The sequence below is a fragment of the Mycobacterium sp. genome (assembly GCF_965229105.1).
Classification (GTDB): domain Bacteria; phylum Actinomycetota; class Actinomycetes; order Mycobacteriales; family Mycobacteriaceae; genus Mycobacterium.
In genome coordinates this window covers 3,294,736-3,308,505 of sequence record NZ_OZ245858.1, presented here as the reverse complement: position 1 = coordinate 3,308,505, position 13,770 = coordinate 3,294,736, and the positions used below count along the sequence as shown (strand labels likewise).

Here is a 13,770-nt window from a genome sequence, read left to right as displayed (position 1 = left end):
TTTTCCGCCCCGAAGGCTAGCCCTGAAAGTTTGGTACCTGTGATGAAGATGTGACTGGAGTGACTACTCCCGGTGACGTTAGCGGTCGAGCCCCCATGAGCGCGGTACCGACACGCACACATGTTGAGCCATGTTTGACAGCAACCTCTAGGTCGCCAGACATCCCCGCAGACAGGCCGGTGGCCTGCGGATGATTTCCCATTACCCGACGTTGTTCGGCCGCAAACCGGGCAAACGCCGTCTCCGGGTCGGCCCCCAGCGGCGGGACGCCCATCAGGCCAACCAAAGTCAATGCCTGCGCATCGGCGACCTGGGCGCAGATCGTGTCGACGGCCGCCGGATCGTTGAGATCGACGCCACCGCGGGAGCTATCGCCGTCGAGGCTGAGCTGGATATAGATGTGCAGCGGGGTGGTGCGGGTGCCGTCAGCCAGTGCCTGACCCGCCGCGCGGTCCAGCGCCGTCACGACCTTGGCGGTGCTCACCGAGTGCGCAGTGTGCGCCCAGCCCGCGATCGCCTTGGCCTTGTTGCGTTGGATCTGGCCCACCATGTGCCAGTGCGTGTCCGTCGCGGACTCCCCCACCAGATCAGGCAGCTCCGCCACCTTCTGTGATGCCTCCTGCTCGCGCGCCTCGCCAAAGGAACGGCAACCCAATTCGAACAGAATGGCGATATCGGAAGCCGGAAAGAATTTGGTAATCGGCAGGAGTTCAATTTCCTCGGCTTTGCGGCCGGCGTTTTCCGCTGCCCGATCCAATCGCGTGCGAAGCGTTGCCAACGCATCGGCCAATACGGTTGCGCGGTTGCTCGACTCGGTCATTCCAGCCACACCAGACACGCAAGCCGGCCCGTCGGGGCATCGCGGCGATGACTGAACAGCGCGGGATCGGCGACCGTGCAGCGAGGGTCGATCCCGACGGCCTTGACACCCAAACTCGTGAGCTGCCTGGCGATTCCGGCCCGCAGGTCCAGGCCGGGCGTACCTTTGGCCGTCACCGTCCGGCTGCCTGGCAGCGCCGCCTCGACCTCATCGGCCATGGCGGCAGGCACTTCGTAATTGCGTCCGCTGACCGCCGGACCAAGCAGTACGGAGACATTTCCGGGATCGGCACCGGCCTTGACCATCACCTCCAGCGTGCGCGCGACGATCCCTTTCTGGGCGCCGACGCGGCCCGCGTGCACCGCCGCGACGACTCCGGCGTTGGCATCACCCATCAGGACCGGCACGCAGTCCGCGGTCACGACGGCAAGCCCGAGCCGCGGTGTCGTGGTCACCAGCGCATCGGTGTCGTCAAAGGCGCGCAATTGCGGCTCGTCCACCACTTCGACGTGGTCGCTGTGCACCTGGTTCATCCACACCACCCGCTCGACGCCAAGGCCGGTCGCAGTGGCCAACCGGGTGCGGTTGGCCGCAACGGCCGCGGGATCGTCGCCAACGTGGTCACCAAGATTGAAGGTGTCGAAAGGAGGCGCTGAGACACCGCCGGAGCGAGTGGTCATCACACGTCGGATCAGAGCAGTCACGGCTTCCAGTATTCTCCGCCCGCTCAGCTCAGCCGGGGGACGGACGTTCTAGTGCCGCATGAACGGGGGCACGTCGACGTCATCGTCATCGTCACCGCCGCCGACGCTGACCGTCGCACCATTGGTGTGCAGCGGGACACTGATGGCTTCCGACGGCTCGAACAGTCCGGACGACACCTTGCCCGCCCGCGCGGCCGCGATCGACTGACCGGTCGCACCGACCACAGGTTTGCGACTGGCCGAACCGGCTTCGAAGCCGGCGGCGATCACCGTCACGCGCACCTCGTCACCGAGCGAGTCGTCGATCACGGTGCCGAAGATGATGTTGGCCTCGGGGTGGGCCGAGTCCTGGACCAGCGAGGCGGCCTCGTTGATTTCGAAGAGGCCGAGATCACTGCCGCCGGCGACCGAGAGGAGCACGCCCTGGGCGCCTTCCATCGAAGCCTCGAGCAGCGGCGAGTTGATCGCGATCTCAGCGGCCTTGAGCGCCCGGCCGTCGCCGCGGGCTGCACCGATCCCCATCAGGGCGGTACCAGCGCCACTCATCACACCCTTGACGTCGGCGAAGTCGACGTTGATCAGACCGGGGGTGGTGATCAGGTCGGTGATGCCTTGCACGCCGTTGAGCAGGACCTCGTCGGCGCTGCGGAAGGCGTCCATCAGCGATACCGCGGCGTCGCCCATCTGCAGCAGGCGGTCATTGGGGATGACGATCAGGGTGTCGCAGCTCTCCCGCAGCGCGGTGATACCGGCTTCGGCCTGATTCGAGCGGCGCTTGCCCTCGAAGGAGAACGGCCGGGTGACGACGCCGACAGTCAGCGCACCGAGTTTGCGGGCGATGGTCGCGACGACGGGTGCGCCGCCGGTACCGGTGCCGCCGCCCTCTCCTGCGGTCACGAACACCATGTCGGCGCCGCGCAAGAGTTCCTCGATCTCGTCCTTGGCGTCATCGGCGGCCTTGCGGCCCACTTCTGGGTCTGCACCGGCACCGAGACCACGGGTGGAATCGCGACCGACGTCGAGTTTCACGTCGGCATCACTCATCAACAACGCCTGAGCGTCGGTGTTGATGGCAATGAACTCGACACCCTTGAGGCCTTGTTCGATCATCCGGTTGACGGCATTGACGCCGCCGCCGCCGATGCCGACCACCTTGATGACTGCGAGGTAGTTATGCGGGGGGGTCATCTGTCGCCTTCCTCCCTGAGTTTCTGGTCTGGAAGCGAAACTTCTTGAATCAAAACCCTCAACCTCAACCATAGGCTTAGAGTTATGTCAAGTAGTTCCGCGTATTCAGAACGGTAGGGCGGCCGTGCGCGGTAGCGAGTCAGGCGCGCCGGTGTTTTGTGTGTGAATCCGCATATTCGTCCTACCGCGCGGCGACGGACTACTTGACGGTCGGCAGATCCGGACTGGAGACGTCGTAGGTGTGCCCCGGTTGGGTCAGCAGCGCAGCGAGTTTGTCCGCCTTCTCTTGCGTGCGGTCGGTAGTCCCCCACACCACTACCCGTCCGTCGGCCAGCGTCAGCGTGATCGACGCCACCGAGGGCGCCGCGATGCGGCCGATCTGCCCGGCCACCTCGGGGCGCAAGGCGGTCATCACCTCAAGAGCAGCTTTGGTCGCCGGATCGGCAGGTCCCGGGTTGTCGACGTCGAGATACGGCAGCGCAGGCGGTGGCGGAGCGGTGGCGAAATCGACACCGTCGCGGTCGTAGAGATGCGGGCCGTCAGGGAAGTCCTTCACCACGATCGGGATCCGCTCGACCACGGTGATCCGCAGCGTGGACGGATACTCCCGCTGCACCCGAGCGCTCGCGATACGCCGGATGGCCGCAACCCGGTCGGCCACCTGGTCGGTGTTGATCTGCAACAACGGCGTGCCGACCGCCACCTTGGCGGTATCGATGATCTCTTCGCGGGTCACCACACCGGTGCCGGTGACCACCAGATCGCGCGCCGACATCAGCGGGGTGAAATACAGGAGCAGGCCGAGCCCGACCGCGGCCAACACCAGCAGCACGGTCCAGATCACCACCTTCAAACCCCGGATAGCACCGCGCGCAACGGGTTTGACCTCGGCGGTCTGGGCGCCGAGCACTTTGCGTTTCGCCTCACGCCTGGCATCTTCGATCGCGACGGCCCTGGCCTGAGCAGCCCGGCGTTCTTCACGCTCGCGGCGCGCCCGCCGACGCGGCCCCTCGACGTCGTCATCCGGTTCGGTGGGGTCGGCTTCGGGTTCGCCCGGCTCCGTCGCGGGTGGTCCAGCCGGTACCGGCTCGGTCAGCGGGGCGTCATCTGACTCGGTCAACGGGGTCGCCCCGGGGTGTCACGCTCGGCTTTGAGCCGCACTGCGGTCAGGATTTCCGGGCCGAGCATGGTGACATCACCCGCGCCCATCGTCACGACGACGTCGCCCGGCCTGGCCGCCTCCGCGACGCGCTGCGCGACTGTGGACAGATCGGGTAGGTAGGCCACCGGCACGCTGACGTGCTCGGCGACGGTGGCCCCACTGATCCCGGTCAGCGGCTGCTCACGTGCGGCGTAGACATCGAGCACGAACACTCGATCGGCGACATCGAGGGCCGCACCGAACTCCTCGGCGAAATCCTTTGTCCGCGAATACAAGTGCGGCTGAAAAACGGCCAGGGTGCGTCCACCGCCGCTCTGTTCGGTGACAGTGCGCAGCGCGGAGAGCACCGTGCGCACCTCGGTCGGATGGTGGGCGTAATCGTCGAAGACCCGGACACCGTTCGCGGATCCCACGAGTTCGAATCGTCGCCGCACGCCTTCGAAGCCGGCCAGCCCGTCCAGCGCGGCCCCAACGGGTGCACCGACCTCGATCGCGGCGAGCAGAGCGGCCAGTGCGTTGAGTGCCATATGGCGACCGGGCACCGCTAATCGCAGCGCGCGCGGCGCCGGCTCGCCGGCCAGTTGGATCTCGGCGACCGCACCGGTGCCCTGCTGCTGCCAGCTGACCAGTGCACCGGCCAGCGCAACATTCGGCGTCTCGGAGTTCGGTGTGCCGTAGGTCAGCACCCGAATTCCTTGTGCGGCAGCACGATCGGCCAGCGCTGCCGCGCCGGGGTCATCGACACAGGTCACCAATGTGCCGCCAGGAGTGATCCGCTCGACGAACGCGTCGAATACCGCGGTATAGGCCTCGGTGGTGCCGAAGAAATCCAGGTGATCGGATTCGACATTGGTCACCACCGCGATATTCGGGGTGTATTCCAGCAGCGAGGCGTCACTCTCGTCGGCCTCGGCCACAAAACAGCTACCGCTGCCGTGGTGCGCGTTGGTGCCGGACTCCCCCAATTCGCCGCCGACCGCGAAGGACGGGTCAAAACCACAGTGTTGCAGCGTGACGGTCAACATCGAGGTCGTGGTGGTCTTACCGTGCGTACCGCTGACCAGCAGGGTGGTGTGCCCTGCCATCAGCTTGGCCAGCACCACCGGTCGCAACACGATCGGGATTCCACGCGTGCGGGCCTCGACCAATTCCGGGTTGTCTTTGGGAATCGCGGCGTGCGTGGTGATCACCGCGGTCGGGCCGCCGGGCAGTAGGTCCAACGACGACGCGTCGTGGCCGATCCGGATCAGCGCGCCGCGCGCCTGCAGCGCCAGGACGCCACGGGATTCCTTGGCATCCGAACCGGAAACCAGGGCCCCGCGGTCGAGCAGGATGCGGGCGATACCCGACATCCCTGCGCCACCGATGCCAACCATGTGGACCCGGCGCAATTCCTCGGGCAGCGGCGCGGTCATCGCCCGCTCGCCGCTCTGGCCCGCAGCGCGATGTCGGTCGCGATCTGCGCCACCCGCTGTGCGGCATCGCGGTGCCCGACGTGTGCCGCCGCCGTCGTCATCGCGGCGAGCCGCACCGGATTGGCCAGCAGGTCACCGACAACCTCGGCGACGAAGGCCGGGGTCAGATCGGCATCGGCGACCAGCAGGCCGCCACCGGCCTCGACGACCGGCAGCGCGTTGAGCCGCTGCTCGCCGTTGCCGATCGGCAGCGGGACATAAACCGCAGGCAGACCGACTGCGGAAACCTCCGCGACCGTCATCGCTCCGGACCGGCAGATCGCCAGATCCGCCGCCGCGTAGGCCAGGTCCATCCGGTCCAGATAGGGCACGGCTACATAGGGCGGAGCACCAGGCGTCTGGGCGGGCAGGTCGAGGGTGTTCTTCGGCCCATGCGCATGCAGGACGGCGATCCCCCGCTGCGCCAACGGCCCGGCCGCGGCGCTGACCGCGCGGTTGATCGCCACCGCGCCTTGCGAACCGCCGAAGACCAACAGCACGGTGGCGTCGTCGGCGAAGCCGAAGTGCGCCCTGGCCTCGGCGCGCAGCGCCGCTCGGTCCAGGTCGGTGATGGCGGCCCTGACCGGCACACCGACCACCTCGGCGTTGCGGAGCCCTGAGCCAGGAACTGCGGCCAGCACCGCGGCCGCCGAACGAGCCCCGACCTTGTTGGCTATCCCGGCACTGGCGTTGGCCTCGTGGATGACGACGGGAACCCGACGGTTACGGGGCCCGCCACGGGCGGCCAGGTAGGCCGGCAGCGCAACGTAACCACCGAAACCGATGACCACGTCGGCATCGACGTTGTCCAGGACCGCCCTGGTCTCCCGAACGGCCTGGCGCACCCGTAGCGGCAACCTGGCCAGATCGATATTCGGCTTGCGCGGCAGCGGGACCGGGGTGATCAGCTCGAGGTGGTAGCCACGTTGCGGCACCAGCCGGACCTCCAAACCGCGGGCCGTGCCCAGTGCGGTGATGCGTACCTGCGGGTCAAGGGCGCTCAGCGCATCCGCGACAGCCATTGCTGGTTCGATATGCCCTGCTGTACCGCCGCCTGCGAGCACCACCGACAGTGGAGCATCTCGCTTATTCACCCTGCGTATTCACCCGTCAGTCACCCGTAACGCTGACCTTCCAGCGCTTGTCTGCTCCGCGACGATTTCCCGCCGTCACGCGCGGTGATCTTTCCACTCTTGCGGGCCTGCTGGCCAACTGCCTCACGTGTGGCGCGCTGGCCCCCGGTGCGTGCCGACCGACGCGACGTGCCGTCGGCTGCGTACTGCGGTGCGGGTCGGCGGGCCGCCGGCGCCTTTGCCTTCTTGGCAGGCTGCCTCCCGGATATCGCGGCGGCGGCTTTGTCCTTACTCTTACCCGGGGCACTCTTACCCGCGGCAGTCACTTGCTTCGGTTTGGTCCGTAGCCGATCACGCAGGGCCTCGACCCGGGTCGGTGAGTACGGCTCCGGCAGGGGCAGCCGCAGCAGCCGATTCATCTTGTCGACGCTGCCCGCCCGCAGCGCCGCGACCGCCTCGGGTTCGTGCCTGGCCGCGTTGGTCATCAGGCCGATCATCAAAAGTGTTGTGGCCGTGGATGTTCCGCCCGCAGATATCAGTGGCAGCTGCAGGCCGGTGACGGGGAGCAGGCCGATCACATAACCCACGTTGATGAACACCTGGCCGATCACCCACATGGTGGTGGTCGCGGTGAGCAGCCGCAGGAACGGGTCGGCCGAGCGGCGGGCGATCCGCATCCCGGTGTAGGCGAACAGCCCGAACAGGGCCAGCAGCGCCACCGCGCCGACAAGACCGAGTTCCTCGCCGATGATCGCGAAGATGAAATCGTTGTGCGCGTTGGGCAGATAGTTCCATTTGGCGGTGCCCTGCCCGAGCCCGTCGCCGAACACACCGCCGTTGGCCAGCGCGAATTTTGCCTGTTTGGCCTGGTAGCCCGAACCCTGGGAGTCAGCAGATGGATCGAGCCAGGACTGGACCCGGTCGGACCGGTACCCCTCGGAAACGGCGAGTACCGCAGCCGCGGCCATCACCGCCAGCAGCGAGCTGACGAAGACCCGCAGTGGCAGCCCGGCGTACCAGAGCAGGGCGAGCAGGATGATGCCAAGGGATACGGTCTGGCCGAGGTCGGGCTGGGCCACGATCAGGGCCAGCGCGATCACCGCGGCAGGCACCAGTGGGATCAGCAACTCCTTGAGCGACGCCCGCTCAAGACGCCGCGATGCCAGCAGGTGCGCGCCCCAGATCGCGAACGCGATCTTCGCCAGCTCCGACGGTTGCATCGACAATCCGGCGACGACGAACCAACCACGAGAACCGTTGGATTCCTTGCCGATTCCCGGGATCAGGACCAGTACCAGCAACACGATGGTGAAGGCGAAACCGGGGAACGCGATCCGGCGCAACATCGCGACCGGCATCCGCAGCGCAGCGTAGAAGGCCACCAGTCCGACGACAGTCCACAGCACCTGCTTACCGAAGATGGCCCACGGCGAACCGTCTTCGTCATAGGAGTGCACACCCGAGGCCGACAGCACCATGATCAGCCCGAGGGTGACCAGGATGGCGGCGACGGCGACGATCAGATGGAACGAGGTCATGGGCCGCGAGAGCCAGGCGCCGAACGGGTTGCGCACGGCATGCCGCTTGTTGAATTTGGTCGCCGCGGGGGTCTCCACCGGACCGGTCGCGGCGTCCGGGCTGACCTCAGAGTCGTCGGCCCGGTTGCGCCACCGGGTGAGGAGTTTGGGCATGAAAAAGCCCCGACTACTGCGCCGAGTTGTATGCGGTAGCGATGGCAGCAGCGAATTGATCGCCACGGTCGCCGTAGCTGGTGAACTGGTCGAATGAGGCTCCCGCGGGGGCGAGCAGCACCGTGTCACCCGGCGTCGCAAGCCCGCGCGCGGCGGCGATCACGCCCGCCATCACCTGCGGACCGATCGGAGCCCCCGGCTCGGTAGTCACATGAGTCACAACAGACCCATTAGTCTCATGCACCCCAGCATCCTCCCCCGTCACAACCTCTGCGACGGGTACATCGGGCGCGTGTCGTGATAACGCCTTGGCAATCTCGCCACGATCCCGGCCGATCAGCACCACGCCGCCCAGCCGGTCCGCCGTGGCCATCACCAGGTCCTCGACCGACGTGCCCTTGAGCAGTCCACCGGCGATCCAAATGACCCGCGGATACGCCAGCAGGGAGGCCTGCGCGGCGTGCGGATTGGTCGCCTTGGAATCGTCTACCCAGGTCAAATCGTCGTCGGTGACCGCGACCACCTCGGCGCGATGCCGGCCCACCCGGAACGCGGCCAGCGCGTCGGCGATGGCCGGCGGCGCGACGTCGACGGCGCGGGCCAGCGCGGCGGCGGCCAGGGCATTGAGCACACCGACCGGCCCGGCAACGCCGATGGCATCGACGGGCGCCAGCGTCGTATCGGCGCCGAACGCCCGGTCGACCAACATCCCGTCGCGCACACCGAGCTCACCGGGCACCGGGTCATCCAGGGTGAAACCAACCTTGACTGTCGCACTTGCGCCGGCGAGCAGACCGGCGGCGATCGGATCATCGCGGCCGACCACGGCGACCCGGCCGTCGAGTGCGCGCGCTTTAGCTGCGGCGTAGTGCGCAAAGGACCCGTGCCAGTCCAGGTGGTCCTCGGCGACGTTGAGCACCACGCCCGCCTCAGGAGCCAATGACGACGACCAGTACAGCTGGTAGCTCGACAGCTCGACCGCCAGCAGTTCGGACGGTTCACCGAGTACGTCGAGCACCGGGGCGCCGATATTGCCGCACAACAGGCTGCGCAGGCCGCCGGCGGTGAGCATGGCCTGCAGCATGGAGGTAGTGGTGGTTTTACCGTTGGTCCCGGTGACCACCAGCCAGCGGCGCGGCGGGCCGTACCGTCCGGAACGGTCCAGGCGCCAGGCGAGTTCGACGTCCCCCCAGACCGGCACGTCGGCGGCCGCGGCGGCCACCGGTATCGCCGCGCTCGGCGGCACCCCGGGACTGACCACGACCAGCGCGTATTCGCCTACCCGCTGCGCAGCCGAATCCGCGTCGATCACCCGCACCCCGTCGTAGGCGAACGGTTCGAGCGCCATCGGGTTGCCATCGGTGAGGTCGGCGAGCACTCCCAGTGGCGTCAACGCCGCCAACACCGCACGTCCGGTGATGCCGGCGCCGACCACGAGAACCCTGACGCCGGGCGCCAACGGCTCCAGTTCCGCACTAAGCCCCGATGGCTGCGCCATCAGGCGCCGATGGCGCTGAGCCACTCACCGTAGAACAGCGCCACGCCCAGGCCGCACGCAATCGCAGTGAGCAGCCAGAACCGGATGATCACCGTGGTCTCGGCCCAACCGACCAACTCGAAGTGATGATGGAAGGGCGCCATCCGGAACACCCGCCGGCCGGTGGTGCGAAACGCCAGGATCTGGACGACCACCGAGACGATCTCCGCGACGAACAGCGCACCCAGGACCACCGCGAGCACCTCGGTGCGGCTGGTCACCGAGATTCCGGCGATGATGCCGCCCAGCGCGAGCGAGCCGGTATCCCCCATGAAGATCTTCGCCGGCGCGGCATTCCACCACAGGAATCCGATACATGCGCCTGCGGTCGCGGCGGCGATGATCGCCAGATCCAGAGGGTCACGCACGTTGTAGCAGCCGAGACCGGGTGAGGTGGCGCACGCATTGCGGTACTGCCAGAACGTGATCAGGACGTACGCGGCCGAGACCATCCCCATACTGCCCGCGGCCAGGCCGTCGAGACCGTCGGTGAAATTGACGGCATTGGACCACGCGCTGACGACGATCACCACGAACAGCACGAATAATGCGGGAGCCAGTGTGACAGTGGCGATCTCGCGTACATATGACAGTTCCGGGCTGCCGGGAGTCAACCCGTCGGAGTTGCGGAAACCCAGCACCAGTACGCCGAACAGCACGGCGGCGGTGAGCTGACCGATCGTCTTGGCGGTCTTGTTCAGACCAAGGTTGCGCGAGCGCCGGATCTTGATCAGATCGTCGATGAATCCGACGGCACCCAAGGCGGTGGCCAGGCCGAGCACCAGCAGGCCCGTTGCCGACGGTGCGTCGGCATCGAGAGCCATCCCGACCAGATGGGTGCCCAGGTAGGCGGCCCAGATACCGGCCAGGATCGCGACGCCGCCCATGGACGGGGTGCCCCGTTTGGTCTGATGGCTGGGCGGACCGTCCTCACGGATCTCGTGGCCGAATCCCTGGCGGGTGAACAGCCGGATCAGCACCGGGGTCAGCAGGATGGACACCGTCAGCGAGATCCCGACGGCGATCAGGATGAGTCTCATCGGCCGGTGTCCTCTATGAGGGCCTGCGCCAGGGTAACCAGGCCCGCCGATTTGGACGCCTTGACCAGGACGACGTCCCCGGGGCGCAGTTCGGCCCGCAACAGGGCCAGCGCAGCCTCGACGTCATCGACCTGCGAAGCCTCGGCGCCCCACGATCCCTCCATGACCGCCCCATGGTGCATGGCGCTCATAGCCCTCCCGGTTCCGACGACGACAAGTCGTGACACATCTAAGCGCACCGCAAGCCTGCCGATGCGGTCGTGCTCGGAAATCGCGTCATCGCCGAGCTCGCCCATCTCGCCGAGGACGGCAAAACTGCGCCTTCTGCTATCACCGGCCCGCGCCATCCAGGCCAGCGCAGCCAGCCCGGCCCGCACCGAATCGGGGTTGGCGTTGTAGGCGTCGTTGACGACGGTGACCCCGTCGCCGCGGGTGCTCACCGCCATCCGGTGTTGCGATACCGGGCCCGCCCCGGCCAGGGCGGTGGCCAGCTGCTGTGCGGTGGCTCCGCATTCCACGGCGACGGCCGCCGCGCACAGCGCGTTGGACACCTGGTGGTCACCATGCACGGCGAGGGCGATATCGACGGCGAAGGCGGGCGTGTGCAGGGTGAAACGGGGCCGGGCCAGCTCGTCGAGGTCGACATTGTCGGCCCACACCTCGGCATCGGTCTGATTGCGGCTGACCCGCACCACCCGCGCCGCGGTCAGCTTCGCCATGGCCGCCACCGCGGAGTCGTCGACATTGAGAACGACCACCCCGGACTCCGGAACCGCTTGGGGGAGTTCCGCTTTGGTATCCGCAATGGCTTGCCGGGAGCCGAATTCGCCCAGATGGGCGGTGCCGACGTTGAGCACGACCGCGATCTGCGGCGGTGCGATAGCTGCCAACGCGGCGATATTGCCCGGGTGTCGGGCCGACATCTCCAGGATCAGGTAGTCGGTCTTTTCCGTCGCGCGCAGCACGGTCCAGGGGTGGCCGAGCTCATTGTTGAACGAACCCGGCGGGGCGATCACCTCACCGAGGGGGGCGAGCACCGCGGCCAGCAGATCCTTCGTTGAGGTCTTACCCGAGGAACCGGTCACCCCGACGATCGTCAGCCCGCCTGCCACGAGTTGGCGAGCAACGGCCGCCGCCAGCTTCGCCAGTGCGGCCAGCACCGCAGCGCCGGACCCGTCCCGATCATGTTCTAAGACACTCGCGCTGAGATCCCCCAGCTCCGGGGTCACCACGATCGCTGGCACGCCGACCGGCCTGGCGGCCAGTACCGCGACGGCACCGGCGGCCACCGCAGCCACCGCGTGCTCGTGCCCATCCACCCGGGCGCCGGGCAGTGCCAAGAATAGTCCGCCGGAAGTCACTGCGCGCGAATCGAATTCGACCGTGCCGGTGACGTGGGTGCGGTGCGCGTCGGCTGCGGAAATATCGGCGAGCTCACCGCCGACGATCTCGGCGATCTGCGCCACCGTCAGGTCGATCATGTCCGGCGTTCCAACGCTTGCAGGGACTGCGCCAGTTCAGCGCGGTCATCGAACGTCCTGGTCTGCCCATCGGCGGTCTGCCCCGACTCGTGGCCCTTACCCGCGATCAGTATCACATCTCCTGGCCGGGCCCAGCCGACGGCATGGTCGATGGCCGCACGGCGATCGCCGATCTCGACGACCTCGGTCGTCGAGCCGGCCGCCCCGGCCAGGACCGCAGCCCTGATCGCCGCGGGGTCCTCATCACGTGGGTTGTCATCGGTGACGACGACGAGATCGGCCAGCTCCGCCGCGACCGCGCCCATCGGGCCGCGCTTACCGGGGTCGCGGTTACCGCCGGCACCGAAGACGACGGCGAGGCGTTTGGTGGTCGCCTGCCCGCGCAGGGTTTCCAGTACTGCCCGCAGCGCACCGGGTTTATGCGCATAGTCGACCAGGGCCACGAATTCCTGCCCCTGTTCCACCGGTTCGAGCCGTCCGGGTACCCGCGCGTCAACCAACCCAGGTGCCGCCTGCTCGGGTGCCACGCCGACATTGTCCAAGATAGCCAGTGCGACAAGGCAATTGGCAATATTGTAGCTACCGGGCAGCCGGATACCGATGCGGTGATGCACGCCGGCCGGATCGATGGCGGTGAATTCCTGTGCACCGCTGGACAAGTGTGCGATGTCGCGGACCGTCCAGTCGGCCTTCCCCGGCACCCCGGTCGCGCTGACCGTGACCGCAGCGCCGGCCCTGGCGGCCATCGCGCGACCGGCGTCATCGTCGACGCACACCACCGCGGTGCGCGCGTGCAGCGGGGAGTCTGGATCGAAAAGCCGCGCCTTGGCCTCGAAGTAATCGGCCATGGTCGGATGGAAATCCAGGTGATCGCGCGACAGGTTGGTGAAACCGCCGACCGCGAACGCAATCCCGTCCACCCGGCCGAGCGATAACGCGTGGCTGGAGACCTCCATCACCGCGGTATCCACCCCACGCTCGACCATCAGCGCGAGCAGACCGGCCAACGCGGGGGCTTCCGGTGTGGTCAGGGCGCTCGGCACGTCGACACCGGCGATCCGGATCCCGACCGTCCCGATCAGGCCCGCGGTCCGCCCGGCCGCCCGCAGACCGGCTTCGACAAGGTAGGTGGTGGTGGTCTTACCTGAGGTTCCGGTGATCCCGACGACCGTGAGCGAATCCGACGGATTGCCGAAGACCTGCGCGGCCAGTCCGCCGAGGACGGCACGGGGGTCCGGGTGCAGCAGCACGGGCACCCCGGGCGGCACCGTCAGCGCAGCTAGGCCGGCGGCGTCGGTCAGCACCGCCACCGCCCCGCGCGCCACGGCGTCGGCGGCGTATTTGGCGCCGTGCGCCGATGAACCCGGCAGCGCCGCGAACAGGTCACCGGGCATCGCGTCCTGCGCCCGCAGCGTCACGCCGGTGACCAGCACGGCAGGGATGGGCCCGGCGGCGCCCACCGCGTCGATACCCGCGGCCAACACGGCCAACGGCACGCCTGCGGTGGCGCTCGGCCGAAGCGGTGACGACATCGATTGTCACCTCCGTCTCGGGCTGCGCTGGGAAATACTGTCCGGCCATGATCGGCCATGACACCCTACCGAGGGTCCGGGCCCTCGT

General features: G+C 67.7%; 11 protein-coding genes. All 11 read right to left on the bottom strand.

Annotation, left to right across the window (positions count from 1 at the left end; translation table 11 throughout):
* Positions 1 to 16 precede the first annotated feature (16 nt).
* On the bottom strand, positions 17 to 820 hold the full coding sequence (locus ADBZ9O_RS15455) for a YggS family pyridoxal phosphate-dependent enzyme (RefSeq protein ID WP_526532689.1): 804 nt from the start codon (positions 818 to 820) through the stop codon (positions 17 to 19).
* Positions 817 to 1,524 (bottom strand): peptidoglycan editing factor PgeF, encoded by a 708-nt coding sequence (gene pgeF, locus ADBZ9O_RS15450; RefSeq protein WP_526532687.1) that lies wholly within the window; start codon positions 1,522 to 1,524, stop codon positions 817 to 819. The genes ADBZ9O_RS15455 and pgeF overlap by 4 nt, the downstream gene beginning before the upstream one ends.
* A 48-nt stretch (positions 1,525 to 1,572) precedes the next feature.
* A complete protein-coding gene (ftsZ, locus tag ADBZ9O_RS15445; protein ID WP_526532685.1) occupies positions 1,573 to 2,712 on the bottom strand; it encodes a cell division protein FtsZ in 1,140 nt (379 codons plus the stop codon).
* A gap of 199 nt (positions 2,713 to 2,911) precedes the next feature.
* Positions 2,912 to 3,832 carry a cell division protein FtsQ/DivIB gene (locus tag ADBZ9O_RS15440; RefSeq protein ID WP_526532683.1) on the bottom strand — a complete coding sequence of 307 codons (921 nt, stop codon included), beginning with the start codon at positions 3,830 to 3,832 and terminating at the stop codon, positions 2,912 to 2,914.
* The gene (gene murC, locus ADBZ9O_RS15435; protein ID WP_526532681.1) at positions 3,829 to 5,289 is read right to left on the bottom strand and encodes a UDP-N-acetylmuramate--L-alanine ligase; all 1,461 of its coding nucleotides are present in this window, start codon (positions 5,287 to 5,289) and stop codon (positions 3,829 to 3,831) included. The genes ADBZ9O_RS15440 and murC overlap by 4 nt, the downstream gene beginning before the upstream one ends.
* A complete protein-coding gene (murG, locus tag ADBZ9O_RS15430) occupies positions 5,286 to 6,431 on the bottom strand; it encodes an undecaprenyldiphospho-muramoylpentapeptide beta-N-acetylglucosaminyltransferase (protein WP_526533192.1) in 1,146 nt (381 codons plus the stop codon). Before murG ends, murC begins: the two co-directional genes overlap by 4 nt.
* Before the next feature lie 11 nt (positions 6,432 to 6,442).
* Complete coding sequence (gene ftsW, locus ADBZ9O_RS15425; RefSeq protein WP_526532679.1) at positions 6,443 to 8,092, bottom strand: putative lipid II flippase FtsW; 1,650 nt, start codon at positions 8,090 to 8,092, stop codon at positions 6,443 to 6,445.
* Positions 8,093 to 8,105: 13 nt separating this feature from the next.
* Positions 8,106 to 9,590 carry a UDP-N-acetylmuramoyl-L-alanine--D-glutamate ligase gene (gene murD, locus ADBZ9O_RS15420; protein ID WP_526532677.1) on the bottom strand — a complete coding sequence of 495 codons (1,485 nt, stop codon included), beginning with the start codon at positions 9,588 to 9,590 and terminating at the stop codon, positions 8,106 to 8,108.
* On the bottom strand, positions 9,590 to 10,669 hold the full coding sequence (gene mraY, locus ADBZ9O_RS15415; RefSeq protein ID WP_526532675.1) for a phospho-N-acetylmuramoyl-pentapeptide-transferase: 1,080 nt from the start codon (positions 10,667 to 10,669) through the stop codon (positions 9,590 to 9,592). The genes murD and mraY overlap by 1 nt, the downstream gene beginning before the upstream one ends.
* Entirely contained in the window at positions 10,666 to 12,150 is a 1,485-nt protein-coding gene (locus ADBZ9O_RS15410; protein WP_526532673.1) for a UDP-N-acetylmuramoyl-tripeptide--D-alanyl-D-alanine ligase, read from the bottom strand. Before ADBZ9O_RS15410 ends, mraY begins: the two co-directional genes overlap by 4 nt.
* Complete coding sequence (locus tag ADBZ9O_RS15405) at positions 12,147 to 13,682, bottom strand: UDP-N-acetylmuramoyl-L-alanyl-D-glutamate--2,6-diaminopimelate ligase (protein WP_526532671.1); 1,536 nt, start codon at positions 13,680 to 13,682, stop codon at positions 12,147 to 12,149. Before ADBZ9O_RS15405 ends, ADBZ9O_RS15410 begins: the two co-directional genes overlap by 4 nt.
* Positions 13,683 to 13,770: the final 88 nt, after the last annotated feature.

Coding starts and splice junctions, on each gene's coding strand:
- ADBZ9O_RS15455 (WP_526532689.1), bottom strand. CDS start 820: ATGACCGAGTCGAGCAACCGCGCAACCGTATTGGCCGATGCGTTGGCA.
- ftsW (WP_526532679.1), bottom strand. CDS start 8,092: ATGCCCAAACTCCTCACCCGGTGGCGCAACCGGGCCGACGACTCTGAG.
- mraY (WP_526532675.1), bottom strand. CDS start 10,669: ATGAGACTCATCCTGATCGCCGTCGGGATCTCGCTGACGGTGTCCATC.
- ADBZ9O_RS15405 (WP_526532671.1), bottom strand. CDS start 13,682: ATGTCGTCACCGCTTCGGCCGAGCGCCACCGCAGGCGTGCCGTTGGCC.
- murC (WP_526532681.1), bottom strand. CDS start 5,289: ATGACCGCGCCGCTGCCCGAGGAATTGCGCCGGGTCCACATGGTTGGC.
- murD (WP_526532677.1), bottom strand. CDS start 9,590: ATGGCGCAGCCATCGGGGCTTAGTGCGGAACTGGAGCCGTTGGCGCCC.
- ftsZ (WP_526532685.1), bottom strand. CDS start 2,712: ATGACCCCCCCGCATAACTACCTCGCAGTCATCAAGGTGGTCGGCATC.
- ADBZ9O_RS15410 (WP_526532673.1), bottom strand. CDS start 12,150: ATGATCGACCTGACGGTGGCGCAGATCGCCGAGATCGTCGGCGGTGAG.